This window comes from Shewanella sp. SM71 (assembly GCF_025653905.1).
GTDB lineage: Bacteria > Pseudomonadota > Gammaproteobacteria > Enterobacterales > Shewanellaceae > Shewanella > Shewanella oncorhynchi.
Map to the genome: position 1 here is coordinate 306,562 of NZ_JAKKRW010000001.1, position 15,683 is coordinate 322,244.

Genomic DNA, 15,683 nt, shown 5'->3' on the forward strand with positions numbered 1-15,683 from the left:
TCATTTTTGGAGTCGCTCTCTGAGTTATGGATAAAGGTATTCTCTTTCCGTTAGTACAAAATGCGGCTTTATTGCTGGCGTTGGTATTTTTGTACGATGTGATCCCTAAAAAACACCAGCGGCAGTATTTTTTACTGTGGCGCATCATTATTGGGATGCTCATCGGTGGCATTGGTATCACTATTATGAGTACGCCTTGGGTATATTTGCCTGGCGTTTTCTTTGATACCCGTTCGGTTATTCTTTGTATTTCTGGTCTATTTTTCGGTGGTTTACCGACCTTAGTGGCTGTCGTGATGACGGCGTTGTATCGCATCAGTATCGGTGGCGCTGGTATATGGATTGGCGTCGGCGTCATAGTGTCATCCGGTTTAATCGGGGTGATCTGGCGTCAATATCGTAAGTCTCTGTTAGCCAATATTTCAGGTGGAGAAATTTTTCTCTTTGCCTATACCGTTCATATCGTGATGTTGTTGTGGTTCTTATTTCTACCCGATGGCATAGCAATGCCATTACTCGCCAAAGTGACCCTCCCTGTATTGACCATTTTCCCGATTGCGACTTGGCTATTGAGCCGCTTGTTATCGCGACGTTTTGAATTAGAGCGTGATGAACAAATTCGTCTGCAGGATGATTTTCTTTTTAGGAGCCAATTCAACGCGGGCAATATTGGTATTGCAATAACGGGGATAGATCAAAAGTGGATAAAGGTGAATCCACGATTATGTCAAATGCTCAAGTATTCAGAAGCTGAATTGCTACGGATGACGTGGGCACAAATTACTCATCCCGATGATTTAGAAGCGGATGCCCTGAAATTTGAGCTTATGCTGCGGGGGGATATCGATAATTACGAGATGGATAAACGTTTTATCGTTAAAGACGGTAGCGTGGTTTACACCCATATGACTGTCGCCTGTAAGCGTGGTGGTAATAATGCCGTGTTGCTTGTTATTGCTGGATATTTAGATATCACCTCACAGGCCATTGCTGACCAAGAGGTGCTCGCTAGCCGTGAACAACTCGAACTGGTGTTAAGCAGTAGCGATCTTGGGGTGTGGGATTGGGATATTCGTAATGATCGTATCGAACGTAACGCCCGCAGCGCCGATATTCTTGGTTGCGATGTTGATATGCTCAACGCCAATAGTCGCCAATGGATGGATGCGATAGTCGCCGAAGACAGGCCTAAAGTGCTGCATTCGATTGAGGCCCATATTCGTGGCGAAACGGCGCAACATAAGATGGAGTACCGCTTAAATACCGTAAACCGTAAGGTGCGGTGGATCCTTGATACAGGTAAAGTCGTGAGCAGAGATGCAAACAACAATGCCCTGCGTATGTGTGGAACCTATACCGATATTACCGACGCAAAACTTATCGAAGAATCCTTAAAGTTGTCGGCACTGGTTTACGATAACAGCTCTGAAGCCATGAGTGTCCTCGATGAAAAGGGCGTGATTATTACCGTCAACGCCGCCTTTAGTGTGATGACGGGTTATCGCGAATTTGAAGTGCGGGACCAACATATTCGGCTGCTTTATTGTGACCTTAATGGCCGTGATTTTTACACTCAAATGAACAATGAGATCCGTGAAAAGGGCCAATGGCAGGGGGAAATGTGGCAGCGGCGCAAAAATGGCGAGGAATATGTCATCTGGTTAACCATCAATACGATTAATGATAAAGAAGGCCATCCCTATCGACGTGTTGCCCTGTTCTCAGACATTACCGATAAGAAGCAAAATGAACATCTGATTTGGAAACAGGCTAACTACGATACGCTGACGGGGTTGCCTAATCGGCGCATGTTGTTGGAGTATTTAAGCAGTGAAGTGAAAAATGCCGACCGCAATCGCAACCACTTTGCCTTATTGTTCTTGGATTTAGATTTCTTTAAAGAAGTGAATGACACCTTAGGCCATGCCATGGGCGATTTACTGTTGATAGAAACCGCGAGTCGATTGAAATCCTGTGTGCGTGATGCCGACGTCGTGGCGCGTCTTGGCGGCGATGAATTTACTGTGGTGTTAAGTTCGATGGAAGACCATAAGGGGATTGAGCGCGTCGCCGAGAATATTTTGCGAAGAATTGCCGAACCCTATGTGTTAGGGGAAGAAACCGCTTATATCAGCGTCAGTATCGGGATTACTTTGTATCCCGATGATTCGACCAGTATTGAAGGGCTTCTCAAGCATGCGGATCAGGCTATGTATGCGGCGAAAGATCAAGGGCGTAATCGCTTCAACTATTTCACCCCATCGATGCAGGAATACGCCAAATACCGCATGCGCTTGATCCAAGACTTACGTCAAGCGGTCGTGAATAAAGAATTTGAACTGCATTATCAGCCGATTGTTGCCTTAGCAACGGGTGAAGTGACTAAGGCTGAAGCCTTGATCCGCTGGCATCATGCGGAGCGTGGTGCTGTGTCGCCTGCTGAGTTTATTCCTGTGGCGGAGGATACTGGCTTGATTGTTGAAATCGGCAATTGGGTGTTCGAGCAAGCCGCTCGCCAGAGTGCGGCGTGGCGTCATGAATTAGGGATTGAAATCCAAATCAGCGTCAATAAATCCCCAATTCAATTTCGTGATGAAGGCACGCTGCTCAATGATTGGTTGAAGTTATTGCAAGATCTTAATATTACAGGCGCGGGAGTCTGTGTTGAAATTACCGAAGGCCTGTTATTGGACGCCAGTATGGGGGTAACCGAAAAACTACTGGCCTACCGCGATGCGGGTGTGCAAGTGTCGCTGGACGATTTTGGTACGGGCTATTCGTCACTCGCCTATTTGAAAAAGTTTGACATTGATTATCTTAAAATTGATCAATCTTTTACCCGCCATATCGATACCGATTCAAACGATCAAATTCTCTGCGAGGCGATTATCGTGATGGCCCACAAGTTGGGAATGAAGGTGATTGCCGAAGGTGTCGAAACCGATGCGCAGCGGCTAGTCTTGTTGGCTGCAGGCTGTGACTACGGCCAAGGTTACTTGTTCTCAAGACCTGTGCCTGCGGGTGAATTTAGCCAAAAATACTTACAGGATCCGCTTTTAGTCTCCCATGTCTGAGGAGATATTAACTTAGTGGCGATAATTGCCTATAAAAACGCCGCGAATTTTGCTAGACTCCGCGGCCCCGCGTTGGGGCATTGAGTATCACCTCGCATCAAAGTTTTACTACTTAGCTAAAGAGTCCCTATGAAATTTGAAACACTCGGTTTATCTTCTCCTATTTTGAATGCGATAACTGAGTGTGGCTATCAGCAACTCACTCAAGTGCAAGAGAAAGTGATCCCGCTTGCCTTTGAAGGCAAAGACATTATGGCCTGCGCCCAAACGGGTACAGGTAAGACGGCTTCCTTTGCTCTGCCTGTACTTGAAAAGTTGGCGGCTGAGTCTTTAACAAGCGACAGCAATGATAAACCGATTTTACGCGCGTTGGTGATGACTCCCACCCGTGAACTTGCGATTCAAGTCTGCGAAAATATCCAAAAATACAGCCAGTTCCTACCACTGAAAACCTTGGCCGTTTACGGCGGTGCTAACATGAATCCTCAGCGTAAAGGGGTAGAGCAGGGCGTTGATATTTTGGTGGCAACTCCTGGTCGTTTATTCGATATTATCGGCCAATTCCAGTTAGATTTGTCGAGTGTCACGACCTTAGTGATCGACGAAGCCGACCGCATGTTAGACATGGGTTTTGTGCGCGACATTGAAAAAGTGAAACGCTTAATTGCGCCGCAGCATCAAACCATGTTGTTTTCAGCGACCTATAGTGATGCCGTCAAACAACTCGCCGAGAAAATGCTGAATGAACCTCAGTGGGTGAATGTTGCTGACACGACTACCGCATCCACAGTTGTGCAGGAAGTCTATCGCGTTGATAAACGTCGCAAAGCCGAGCTGTTGTCAGAACTCGTTGGCCGCAACAATTGGCGCCAAGTGCTGGTGTTTGCCAGCACGAAAGAAAGCGCCGAGCATTTGTTACAAGAATTAAAGCTGGATGGCATAGCCGCAGGTGTATTCCACGGCGATAAAACACAAGGCGCCCGTAATCGGGTGTTGGAAGAGTTTAAAGCCGGTAAATTGCGGGTGCTGGTGGCGACCGATGTGGCCGCTCGTGGTTTAGACATTCATGCCTTGCCTATGGTGATCAACCTTGAATTACCTTTCCTCGCCGAAGACTATATCCATCGTATTGGTCGTACTGGCCGAGCAGGATTAACGGGTCGCGCGATTTCGTTTGTTTCACCTTCTGACGATGAAATGCTCGCTGAAATTGAAGCCTTGATTGAGCAGAAACTGCCCGTGTCGGTACAACCGGGTTATGAAGAAGGCACGCCTTTGCCTGCCCGTTACCGTGATGTGCCCGCGGCACCGATTAAGCCTATTGGAAAGTGGAGCCATAAGGCGCCGCAGGATCGTACTATTGGTCAGTCTCGTCAAGGGAAGTACGCGAAAGGTAAAGCGCTGGACAGCAAAGCAGGTGCAGAGAAATCCTCTAGCCGTGCTAAGCCAGCTTCTGGCTCAGGTAAGCCGTTTAATGCAACTAAACCTAAGTCGAATTTGGTGAGCAATAAGTCAGGTTTTGGCTCTCGCACCAATAAGTCAAAATAAGCTAAGCCCAACAATCAAGGCTAATAAGTGCAAAGTGCCTATTAGCTTAGCCGTTTAACGGTTACCTAGTTTGTTGATTTGACTGTTGAATAGTCAGTTGCATATTTTGCTACATAGCCTGTCGCGATTCTAAAAGCGCATCCTCACCGATGCGCTTTTTGTTGAGCTTCAAAGCCAATACTTCTACACTCGAGCGCTAAGCTTTCTATTCGAGCGAGTTTCCTTATGATTATCAAAGCGATTCCCACCAATATCATTACAGGTTTTTTAGGTGTAGGTAAAACCTCTCTGATTAAGCAATTGCTGGCGACTAAACCCGCGGATGAAATTTGGGCTGTGTTGGTCAATGAATTTGGTGAGGTCGGCATTGATGCGGGGTTACTTAATTCCTCTGATAACGGCATACAAATTCGTGAGGTTGCGGGTGGCTGTATGTGCTGCGCAGCAGGCGTACCGACACAAGTGGCCATCAATCAGTTGATTGCGAAAGCGAAACCTGACCGCTTATTGATTGAACCGACTGGGCTTGGGCATCCTAATGAAATCATTAAAGTATTGAGTGCGCCCCATTATCAGAATGTGATTTCACTGCGTAGCACCCTATGTTTGGTGGACGCGCGTAAGATCCACGATCCTCGCTATCGCGAACATGCAAATTTTATCCAACAGTTGCAAGTGGCCGATGTGATCATCGCAACTAAGTCTGACTTGTATGATGCTGAAAATACTAAGTTACTCTATGAATTGCAGACTTATTTAAGCCATATTGAACGTACTGATATTCCTGTAGTGAGCCACTCAAATCAACAGCCTTTACCTAGCGCTTTGCTGGACTATCTTAACCAACCAAGGCGCGTGTCACTCAATATAAATGGGCATGCTAGCGCGGGCCTAAAGCTGGGCAGCCTACCGACGACGGCTCCAAGCTTGTTTCGTGCTGGTGGTTCTCGCTTGAGTGAGTTGAGCCTCTTTGCCGAAGGTGCAATCGAAGCCGCACTTGATTTTGATGATCGCGGTATAGTGCGAAAGCAGAATCAAGGTGAAGGTTGTTTTAGCTGCGGCTGGGTGTTTGAACCGAGTCAAGAATTTGATTTTGATAAATTAATGGATTTTATTCAGCGGCAAGCTCAGTCATCCAACGTTGGGCAAGTGTTGCTTAGATTAAAGGCCGTGATGATCACTACTGATGGAATTGCAGGATTTAACTGGATTGACCATGAGTTTACTGTAGTTGAACTCGATGACACCTTAGATTCCAGACTAGAAATGATTACCATGGACGACGTCAATTGGAACGAGATTGAGCTGCAGTTGATTGCTTGTCTTAGCTAACAGAGTTCCCCATCACTCTTTATTACAGGTGTGAGCATAGGTAAGAGGGGGCAGATTTGGTGGGAATAGTAAGGCCGGCTCAGTAAGGCAAGGTCACGCGGTATTTTTGGCCGAGTGTCGTGAGTGTGCCATTTTGGATCATCTCCTCGAAGAAGCTGTCAAAACGAGTTCTTAGCGGATCAAATTTAGCTTGTTTCGGAAAAGCCATAAAGCCGTCTCGGACATCGATTATCGGCATGATTGGCGTAATTGCTTTAGGGATTTTGATTTGGGCGAGCACTGCATAGGTATTGCGACTATTGGTGGCGAGTAAATCTAAATCACCCCGCGAAAGCCGTTCTATGCCACTTTTAATATCGACAAATTCATTGATATTTAATGATTTAGTTTGTTCAGTAAACCTTGTGCCATAACTCCAGCCCTGCATTTTTCCAATCCGTTGCGTTTTGATACTGGCATAGTCGCCATTCCACACTATTTCATTGTCTGCCCGAGCATAAAACACCATATCATCGCGGTAAAATGCCTTCGCCGCAAAAACCAAGTTGGCATTACGCTCTGGGGTATCGTAGGGACCAATAAGAATATCCGCTTGGCCACGTTCAACCATAGAGATAGCGCGGCGCCATGGGGTAATTTGATAGTGAATGTTCACACTTTGCTGCTGGGCGAAGCGATTCAAAATATCGACACCTAAGCCTGTATATTCTCCATTGGCTTGTAGTTCAAAAATTTGGCTGAAACTCGAACCCACTGCGAGCAGGTCTTTGGCCTGTGCAGTCAAGCAAAGGCAGCTGAGCGCCAAAAGGACGACTTGTGCAAAGCCTTTGCTGAGTATCATGGCATTCCTTGTGTGGTTTGAATGCGGGAGGTTAGAACACTGTCTCTCGTAAAAGCGGCGATATCGTTATGCAATTCACTAGGGTTAAGGTTAGCAAATTTTACCCAGATTTGATTGCACGTTAACATTTTAATGTTTTGAAATAAATGGAAGATTAATCGTAAGGGCATTAAGCCGTTGATCTTCAATCGATACGTCATCCTATCCCTCAGTCAGCTTAGTTACGCTTATAAGGTTTCAGTTTGTATCATTCACTGATGGGGTGGAGAAATGTATTTTCCTTATGCGTTTAAATCAGTTAAGGCCGAATAAAGGGGATTGCGGTATGCTCTGCCATTCATTGATTTATACGCCAATGCTGGGCGGTTTATTTGAGCGGGATGTTATGAAGCTGCAGGAAATAGATAAAACCTTGTATCGTAAAAATATGAATTTATTCATTGTGATTCTAGTTGTTAGCTTAGTCGTGTTATCGCTGATTTTTGGTACTGGACTCATTGCGCTGTTTGGGGCGACGCCAGTGCCAGGTGAGCCAACAGGTAATTTTCACTTGAATCTCTTAGGCGTAATTTTCAGTCTGGGTCTATGTAGCGCTGTGATTTACAACTTAAAAGACCGACCTTTTTTCAGTGAAATTTATTATGTGTGGCAATTAAAGCAACTCCATAATCGTATTTATCGCAAGCTGATAAAGATTAAAGCCGCTGCGGCGCAAAATGACGTGAATGCTTTGATTATACTGCTGTTTTATTACACCAGTTTAAGGCAAGTGTATGAACTCGATGACAATACGCTGACCTTACCGGCACTGACTCAAGATCTTAATCGTCTGAATGCGCAAATCGAGAGCTTAGGCCTATTGCTTTCGCCCGAACAATTTACGCCTGAGTTGCTGACAAGATCTTTCTGACACTGACGAGGCAAGCTGAGGATCGCTCCTCACCTTGCCATATCTAGCCCTTATCTTGTCTTTGTCGTCCTTGCCCAGAATGAGGTCAGCGAGTTTCACTTATGCGGCTTGCTGGGCTCTTTGTAGTGTGAGTAACCACTTACCATAGATGTAAATCCCTACCGCTGAGATAGTCCCTATGGCGGCGATGATGTACCACGCCATGCCAATGTTATGGCTGTGGTACAGCAATTGGGTGAGATCGTGTGCGTTTTCACCTGTGTAACTCACCAAGGTAGTAAAGGCTTCACCTTGAGGAATGGCACTGACCTCAGTGCTGTTCATGCCGCGCTCTAGCAATAAATCCCGCGAAAACAATTCCTTTGATGCATAAATCTCATAGAGTTTAGGGCCAAAATAGCCTTCTAATCCCCAGCCGATCCCTTGGGGCAACATCACAAATCCCAAGTACATGGCTTTTTTGCCTTCGGGAGCAATATTACCCATAAACTCGTTTTTCTTCGGGCTAATCATCATTTCGCCAATGGAGAACATGGCAATCGCGAATACGATAAACCATGCCGCATGGAAAGCACCGATAAACACAAAAGCTAAAATACTCAGCAAACAACCAATAAACATGGCGGTGGTAATTCGGTATTTAGCCGTCAGCGCCGCGACGATAAAGCAGCAGGTCATGATCAGGCCCGCATTAAGGTTGAGCATGCCTTCTGGCATCACCTTAGTGCCTTCGTTATTGAGGCCGAGCCAAAATTGTAGAATGCCGTTACTGGTGCCTTCGCTACCAAAAAGGGATGTGACGATTACGCTGGTATCGACCCATTCGGAAATATGGATAGGCAGCACATCGAATAGGGCATTGAACAAGAACCAAAATCCTGAAAAAACGAGCATATAGTAGATTACAATCGGCTTTTTCAACTCGCGCCAAGCATCACGCCACAGGGATTCTTGTTCGACTTCACCTGATTTTATTTGCTTATTGCGTTCCAGTCGCTCGGCTTTACCTGGCTCGGTATAGGTGAGTAAGAATAAGAAGTTGAGTGAGATAATCGCGGCGCAGGCGAAAAATACATTGTCCCACGACAATTGGCGCATATGCACGGCAACTAAGGGTCCGAGGAAACCGCCAATGTTTACAACTTGGTAAAAAATGCCCCAAGCCATTGAAGTGTTATTGCGATTAGTGGACAGCACTAAGGTGCCTTGAATGCCCGGTTTAAATATCCCTGTGCCTATGGCAAGGAGTAATGCACCGACAAGGAAGCCCCAAAAGCTGGGGAAGAATGCCATGACGAGATAGCCAAAGATTTTAATGATGGTGGAGCCGAAGATGGTTTCTTTGTAGCCCACTCGGTCAGACATGCCACCGGTGAACACGGGCACAAAGGTTTGCATGATCGCCCAGAGGGAAATAATAATGCCGTAGTCACTTAGGCTGATCCCAAGGCCGCCCGCAGACTCTGGCGCTTTAGCGTACAGTCCAGCACTGGCTTTAACACCGTAGTAGGCGATACGCTCGACTAACTCCATACCACCAACTAACCAAAACACATAACCTAAGCTAGTAATGGAGGCCCACATGCCGAGCTGTTTGACTTCTCGCAGATCGTTGCCTGCATTTGGACTATTCTGACTCATGTCCTTCCCTTATTATTGTTATTGAATTTATTTCTGTTTAACCCATTAATTATCAAAAGCTTAAATTTATGAAGTTAATGATTTCATCTTGCTTAAATACGTTAATGGGCTTGCTTGAACGGATACTTTACCTAATTCGGCCTTAAACACCAAAAAAGTAGCAGAAAATGATGAATTAACCCACATCTGTTATTGAACTGTACTGAGTTTGTCATTTGGCTGAAATTGGACTGTTTCCGCTTAAGTCATTGTGATGATTAATCTTTATTGTTAATTATTCATAATGAACATGCTTTGAGTTCTCGCTATTTTTAGGTACAATCCATTGTCGCATTTTTGTTCACCCGATCATTTTTCTAAATAGATACGACTCTAGCCCCCCTTTTTGTGAGAAACGCTAATGACAGCAACAACATCTAATCATGCTCCTGCGGATATGAGCTTGCTCGAGGAGCCGATTGCGAAGCTTTTTTGGCGCTATACCATACCCACCATAGCCTCTATGTTGGTCACGGGTGTATATGTGACAATTGATGGCATCTTTGTTGGCCACTATTTAGGTGAAACAGGGCTGGCGGGGATGATGCTAGCTTACCCTGTGGGCGCGATTTTATACGCTATTGGCGCCATGATAGGTATGGGTAGTGCGGCATTAGTGTCAATCAATCTTGGCCAAGGTAATGTAGTCAAGGCCCGTAAACTACTGGGTAATGCCTTTACGTTATGTTTATTAACGGGATGCTTTTTTGCCCTTGTTGGTGGGATATTCTCGCGAGATATTTTGGTTGCCCTTGGGGCGCAAGGTGAGATGCTCGAAAATGCTAACGAATACTTATTCTGGTATTTTGCACTGTGTCATTTCCCCATAATTTCAATGACCTTCACCACACTGCTGCGTAATGATGGCAGGCCATCCATGGTGACTTGGGTGCTGATTTTGGGTGGTGTATTAAACACTTTCTTAGACTGGCTGTTTATTGTGGTTTTCCCCTTTGGTTTAGCGGGTGCAGCGATTGCGACTATGTTGTCGCAGGCGGTAACGGGGCTTTTGTGTTTACAGCATTTTTTCAGTCCGCGCACTCAGCTTAAAATCACTTTTGAGCAGATGAAGCTCAAGCTCGATAATTGCCTTAATATAGCCCGCGTTGGTTTCCCCAGCTTTTTGATGAATCTGTATTTGTCGATAGTGTTAACCCTGCATAATACGGCTTTTTTGTGGGTTGGCGGTCCATTACATGTGGCCGCCTATGGTGTGGTGAGTTACACCGAAGCGTTTTTCTATCTGATTTTTGAGGGCATTGCGCTTGGTACTCAACCCATTTATAGCTTTAACGCGGGAGCTGGGCGCTTTGACAGGGTTAAACAAGCGCGCAATATTGCCTTTGGTATGACGTTACTCACCGCTGCTTTAGGTTTAGCGCTGATTTATTCTCGCCCTGAATGGTTAGTGTATTTGTTTGCCGGTGATAATCCGAATTTAACACCAGTGGCGATTGAAGGTATGCGCTGGTATTTTTGGGGCTTGCCTATGGAAGGCTTAATCTTAGTCGGTGCGAGTTTCTTCCAAGCGATTAACTGTTCGAAACAAGCTTCTATGCTGACGGGCGCTAAGCTTATTCTTATCGCTGCGATTATCTACTGCTTTGCATGGGCGTTCGGCGTGATTGGTGTGTGGGTGTCGCTCGCGACCTGTAGCACTATCTTGACGATATGGATGTTTTACGCCATGAAGCGAGTCGAGGCACGTCTGCATTAATCCTTGCTTTGGTTTGTATTGGTTTCGCCTGATTTATTGACAAGACAAGGGGCGAGGCAAGTAACCTGTAGCTTGGGCATAAGTGTTTAGTTTTACGTAAATTTTACAATTGGGGTGATTAATGGCCCCGATTGTAATTGCCCACATATCTTTCGTCGTTAAACATGACTTAGGGCTAGCGTGGGATGATGGCCTCTGGTACATTTCGCTGGTTTAATCTGCAATCAAAAATGACTTATCCAAGCGTGCTGTTGAGCCGAGGCTATAGCCCTCAATTAACAGACTGAGTTCGCTTAGGCTTTTGGGTCGATTGATTGTTGATATGACTGGGTATTGAGCCGAATGACTCGCTCGTTGATTTTAGTAATTTATGTTTTATGAGGCCCTTATGCGCACCACTGCAGTCATTTCTATGCTGTTGCTTGGCGTGTTAACGACAGTTAATGCCAGTGCCAAAGAGAATGAGTTAGTGTTTGCCAGCGACTTCGAAGGCAATCGTTTATCTCAACCTTGGTCGTGGATCATGGGTTGTCAATTTGAAGGCGCTGAACCTCACACAGGTGAAAGTGCACTGCTTTGCGTCGAAGGCAATAGCAGTATCGTCAGTAAGTACCCTATTTCTGAAGCGGGTCTATTAGAGTTTTGGGTCAAAACCCAGAATACTCAAACCCAATATCGAATCAATGTATTGACCTCTCCGGTATTAAAGCTCGATGCCCAGTGGCAGCATGTTGCTTTAATCGATATCACCCCTGGGGCTAACGAATATTTAGCACACCGAGTGTCTATTGATGATCCGAGTCGCCAATATATCCGTCTTGATATTGAGGCCATTAATGGCCCTATCAGTTTGGACGATTTGAGCTTAGGTAAAATTCGCCTTGATATGGCCCTGCAAAAAAATGAGCAGAAAATTATCGGCGGGATTTTAGATAAGCTGAAAGCTGATAAGAATTACGAAGTGCAGTCTGAGTCATTTCGTACTTTAGGTAAAAATTATGCCGCCCAGCTCGAGAGCCAAAGACAATACCTCGAGTACTCGAATGCTATTTATTCAAGTATCACCTTTGTGTTGGCGACGTCTGAGCGCAATAAAATGTCTAACCCTATGGGATATAACACCTTTAGGTCGGTTTTAACTGACGCTAAACGTGTGGCATCGCCTCTCCAACAGGCGCGTTTAGGCTCTATGGTGAAACCCTTTGGTGACTTGGCTACTGCCACCTTAAACGTGGTCAGTGCCGGTGCGTATTCTGCCTTTGCCGAACCCTTTAAGTCATTCTTAGCTGCGACTTTTGATCGTTCTAATTATGACAACAGTGACTTAAGCCGTAGTGATAAAAAGTTTGCTGAAGAAAATGGCCTGAAAATTTATCAGCAGGCCGAACGGTTTATGTCTGAAATCGAAAAAGAACTGCAACAAGTCACTGCACTCGACAATGATTTAGTCAGTATGCAGAAGAACTTAGATAATTTCCGTAAGGATCTCGACAAGCATCTGCGCAGTTACTTACAGCATGCCAGTATTGCCCGCACACCTGAAAATTACAGCCGAGTGATGAGTAAAGACGAGCAGGCACGCGCGCTGGTGATTGCCGAGGCGAGTGCCAATATCAGTGCTAAAGCTGAGGCGCTATTGGCTTCGAACAGCAATGCAGAGTTAGTGCAGTACATGATTAAAACCACTGAGAAGATTGATGAATTTCAAGAGTTCAAGGAACGTTTTAATCAGATCACTTCGGCCATGCTGACCTTCTACGACAAATTTGAGCGCTCAATTGCCGCTGAGCAAAACCCCTTTACTGATCCTAGCGATCGCGCCGTGTGGGAGCAGCACGCCAAAAGCGCCCGTAACTACATTCGCCAGTCGAAGGAAGCGTTCACTAAAGCCTTTATGTAAAGGATTGTTGTAAGTAAGTGGTAGTAACGGCCTAAAATTATGGCGATTTTTCTATTTTAGGTTTGGAGTTATCAAGGATAAAACAGGTAGTCAGAATCATTTCTGTTAGTGGGCAAGGATGATGAGTAAACCCTATACAACAACTCGGTTTGACACAGATACCGCCACAATGGCGATATTTGATCCCGCGGCATTAACTCATCGCTGTGAAGATACGGCTGATTGGTGGTCTGTGCCGAGTGACGAAATTTTGGAAATCAATCAAGGTCATGTGCTATTCGTAGGACTTGGCGCCGATGGCTGTTATGAGGTTGAAATTTTCCGTAAGCTAGGTGGGGCTGGGCTCAATTCGAATTATCTCTCTGCAAACTTAACAATATTGTCAGGGTGCCTGTATATTGGCGCCGCCGAGCAAGTTCCAGCAGGAGATCTTGGGCCTGAAACAACCTATGGCGGCGCTTTAATTTATGCTGTGCGAGGGAATATTGAGGTGAGAGTGTATCGGCTTACACCCCATAAACTGGTGGTTGAATATGAGTCAACCTCAGAAGATGTACTAAACGAGTTTACGTCTAGCCCATTACTTTAAGCGGCTTACTTTATTCGCTACCATTTTTAATCCCTATACGGGCAGTTAAACACCAAAGGTAACTTGTTAATCATCAGGGGTAAAAAAGCAATTTAACATTATGAGTTCTATGATGAATAATACTAAATGGCGCGAATGTATGACGCTGTTAGCTTCTCGTCCTGTGTATTTGCAACTACAGTTGGTCGGTGAAGAGGACTTTCCTCTCGATTATGAAGCCTCAAATCAAGTGTTATCCGAGATCATGGCTACTGATTGTCTTTTTGTGCAAAGGTGTATTCGCTATAAATCCATTAACGCGATTAGAATTGCGAAAACCGTTTTTCCCGCCGGTTTGGCGGATGACAATGTATTTCTGCTTGCTGAATTAAAAATCAGATTACAGCAACTCGGCCAGTTACCACTAATTGAAGACGATCAGTTTATTGTTATTCATGGCTATCATGACCTCATGGTTTGTTGAATCCAGAGCATCTACACTGGCTTACAACACACACCATATCTTAAGTTCGCTCTGCGATGGAGTTCATAGACTTCACAACCTAACAATGGCTCAGTTCTATTAAGAACTGCGCCAAAACGTTCAAAGTAGTCTTCATTAACTTGTTTTGCACTTATAAGTGGTACTTCAATACTGACATCTACACGACCTTTACGTATCAACGCTGGGTCAAGATTATCAGGATGATTTGTGGTCATTATTACAAGGCAGTCATCAAGAGGAATGATTCCGTCTAGCGCGTTTAGAACGCCACCTAAAGTGAGTGGTGGGTTATCTGCATTACTTTCAGCAGTACGTGATACCGTAGCCTTTACACAGTCACAGTCCTCTATTAACAACATAGCTCCGGGCGGTACCTTTCTAATAGCCTTATGAATAGTGGCATCATTTACAGTCGATAGATTCAATATGTATAGATCGCGATGATACTCAACAGCTAAGGCTCTCGCTATACCCGTCTTACCAGTACCCGTTTTTCCATGTAACAGTATGGTTAGCTTACTTACAACCGATTTCCCTCTACTTGCGAAGTTATCAACTTCTCCCATCAACTTCTGCTTAAACTCTTCATCTAACACTAATTCACTAAAACCCGATGATTTCAATGTGCCATAGCGACACCATTCGGTTTCTTCGAAAATATTCACTTTCGGCTCGGTAGAGATGTCTCCACGAGTATGTTCTAAAAAACTATATAGTTTATCTTTTGCCCACCATGGTGCTCTTACAGTAATAGAATCGTATGCCATCGTACTATCGACCTTAGTACGGGTTGCCAACATAAAACAACCACCGTATTTAAACAGATGCATACCATAGCCGATAGACTTAACACTGACACGCCCGTCGTAACTCATACTATAGTCAAAGTACACAGCCTCAGAGATAGAGCGTGAAAAAAACGGAATGGTAGTATTACTGATCAAAAAGGACAGTTTATTGAATACCTCTGTGCGCGCCTGATGGCTATCGTCGATAGTGAGCCGCACAAACAGCAGGCAACTGAGCCAACTTAACAGCTTCGCGGGGACATCTTTTAGCATGTAGCCTACGAGTCCAATTAACGTTAATGTTAATACTCCAACAATGACAGCCGTCAACAAAGGATCACCATTGGTGAGCGCCTTTATTTGTAGTAATACCTCGTTCATTTACTCACCTTTACTATAAATGCCTAATAGACATAGTCGAGAATACAGCCAACCGAGTCGAGGATACTACTAAGGTATCCTCAGTATGTGCGCTATCGCACGTGGTTAAAGCGACTTGATAAAGATCCCCTACTTATCACTAGCGATTGCCATAGGTCGTAGCAATATCACATTTTAAATCAACATCTTAATATTGGATTGATATTTAAGTGTTCACTAACGTATGCAGATAAATGTCAGAGATGGCGCCGTTCATCAAAGAGCTGGACGGGGCGACCCTGCATCCGCGGATTGACTTGAACAACATCCGTGTTTAACTACCAGTTCGCTATCTGATAGGCAGGACGCCTGAATGTCGTGCAATGCAGGGATGCATGAGAACGACCATGGCTCTCGTTCATAAGCTTAGAGGCCCTAGGTTTCTATTCACCGAGTCGGC

The 15,683-nt window shown here is 45.1% G+C and carries 11 protein-coding genes; 8 read left to right on the plus strand and 3 right to left on the minus strand.

The window, feature by feature from the left end:
- The first annotated feature begins 26 nt into the window (after window positions 1-26).
- The 3 genes from L5L97_RS01395 (at window position 27) to L5L97_RS01405 (ending at window position 5,954) form a co-directional block, all read left to right on the plus strand.
- Window positions 27-3,074 carry an EAL domain-containing protein gene (locus L5L97_RS01395; RefSeq protein WP_263180898.1) on the plus strand — a complete coding sequence of 1,016 codons (3,048 nt, stop codon included), beginning with the start codon at window positions 27-29 and terminating at the stop codon, window positions 3,072-3,074.
- A gap of 129 nt (window positions 3,075-3,203) precedes the next feature.
- Window positions 3,204-4,622, plus strand: a complete 1,419-nt coding sequence (locus tag L5L97_RS01400; RefSeq protein WP_263180900.1) for a DEAD/DEAH box helicase — start codon at window positions 3,204-3,206, stop codon at window positions 4,620-4,622.
- Between the two features lie 225 nt (window positions 4,623-4,847).
- Window positions 4,848-5,954: a CobW family GTP-binding protein gene (locus L5L97_RS01405; RefSeq protein WP_219250126.1), complete on the plus strand. Its 1,107-nt coding sequence runs from the start codon at window positions 4,848-4,850 to the stop codon at window positions 5,952-5,954.
- A gap of 79 nt (window positions 5,955-6,033) precedes the next feature.
- Here L5L97_RS01405 and L5L97_RS01410 read toward each other — a convergent pair whose 3' ends face one another.
- Window positions 6,034-6,795, minus strand: coding sequence for a substrate-binding periplasmic protein (locus L5L97_RS01410; protein WP_113940616.1), 762 nt, complete (start codon window positions 6,793-6,795; stop codon window positions 6,034-6,036).
- Between the two features lie 385 nt (window positions 6,796-7,180).
- On the opposite strand from L5L97_RS01410, the gene L5L97_RS01415 reads away from it, so the two are divergent.
- Window positions 7,181-7,705, plus strand: a complete 525-nt coding sequence (locus tag L5L97_RS01415; RefSeq protein WP_113941071.1) for a DUF3087 domain-containing protein — start codon at window positions 7,181-7,183, stop codon at window positions 7,703-7,705.
- A 99-nt stretch (window positions 7,706-7,804) separates the two neighbouring features.
- Here the strand turns inward: L5L97_RS01415 and L5L97_RS01420 are convergent, their stop codons facing one another.
- Complete coding sequence (locus L5L97_RS01420) at window positions 7,805-9,346, minus strand: MFS transporter (protein ID WP_028760700.1); 1,542 nt, start codon at window positions 9,344-9,346, stop codon at window positions 7,805-7,807.
- A 400-nt stretch (window positions 9,347-9,746) separates the two neighbouring features.
- Between L5L97_RS01420 and L5L97_RS01425 the strand changes: the two genes are divergently transcribed.
- From L5L97_RS01425 to L5L97_RS01440, 4 genes are all read left to right on the plus strand, one after another.
- Entirely contained in the window at window positions 9,747-11,102 is a 1,356-nt protein-coding gene (locus tag L5L97_RS01425; protein WP_028760699.1) for an MATE family efflux transporter, read from the plus strand.
- A 388-nt stretch (window positions 11,103-11,490) separates the two neighbouring features.
- Window positions 11,491-13,002: a hypothetical protein gene (locus L5L97_RS01430; protein WP_113941018.1), complete on the plus strand. Its 1,512-nt coding sequence runs from the start codon at window positions 11,491-11,493 to the stop codon at window positions 13,000-13,002.
- Between the two features lie 121 nt (window positions 13,003-13,123).
- The gene (locus L5L97_RS01435; RefSeq protein ID WP_263180902.1) at window positions 13,124-13,591 is read left to right on the plus strand and encodes a DUF6386 family protein; all 468 of its coding nucleotides are present in this window, start codon (window positions 13,124-13,126) and stop codon (window positions 13,589-13,591) included.
- 109 nt (window positions 13,592-13,700) lie between these two features.
- Entirely contained in the window at window positions 13,701-14,054 is a 354-nt protein-coding gene (locus L5L97_RS01440; RefSeq protein WP_242068336.1) for a hypothetical protein, read from the plus strand.
- Between the two features lie 11 nt (window positions 14,055-14,065).
- On the opposite strand, the gene L5L97_RS01445 is transcribed toward L5L97_RS01440, so the two are convergent.
- A complete protein-coding gene (locus L5L97_RS01445) occupies window positions 14,066-15,244 on the minus strand; it encodes an AAA family ATPase (protein ID WP_263180904.1) in 1,179 nt (392 codons plus the stop codon).
- Window positions 15,245-15,683: the final 439 nt, after the last annotated feature.

Bases quoted from the DNA above. Each gene is read 5' to 3' on its own strand.
- L5L97_RS01395 (WP_263180898.1), top strand. From the start codon at position 27: ATGGATAAAGGTATTCTCTTTCCGTTAGTACAAAATGCGGCTTTATTG.
- L5L97_RS01400 (WP_263180900.1), top strand. From the start codon at position 3,204: ATGAAATTTGAAACACTCGGTTTATCTTCTCCTATTTTGAATGCGATA.
- L5L97_RS01405 (WP_219250126.1), top strand. From the start codon at position 4,848: ATGATTATCAAAGCGATTCCCACCAATATCATTACAGGTTTTTTAGGT.
- L5L97_RS01410 (WP_113940616.1), bottom strand. From the start codon at position 6,795: ATGATACTCAGCAAAGGCTTTGCACAAGTCGTCCTTTTGGCGCTCAGC.
- L5L97_RS01415 (WP_113941071.1), top strand. From the start codon at position 7,181: ATGAAGCTGCAGGAAATAGATAAAACCTTGTATCGTAAAAATATGAAT.
- L5L97_RS01420 (WP_028760700.1), bottom strand. From the start codon at position 9,346: ATGAGTCAGAATAGTCCAAATGCAGGCAACGATCTGCGAGAAGTCAAA.
- L5L97_RS01425 (WP_028760699.1), top strand. From the start codon at position 9,747: ATGACAGCAACAACATCTAATCATGCTCCTGCGGATATGAGCTTGCTC.
- L5L97_RS01430 (WP_113941018.1), top strand. From the start codon at position 11,491: ATGCGCACCACTGCAGTCATTTCTATGCTGTTGCTTGGCGTGTTAACG.
- L5L97_RS01435 (WP_263180902.1), top strand. From the start codon at position 13,124: ATGAGTAAACCCTATACAACAACTCGGTTTGACACAGATACCGCCACA.
- L5L97_RS01440 (WP_242068336.1), top strand. From the start codon at position 13,701: ATGATGAATAATACTAAATGGCGCGAATGTATGACGCTGTTAGCTTCT.
- L5L97_RS01445 (WP_263180904.1), bottom strand. From the start codon at position 15,244: ATGAACGAGGTATTACTACAAATAAAGGCGCTCACCAATGGTGATCCT.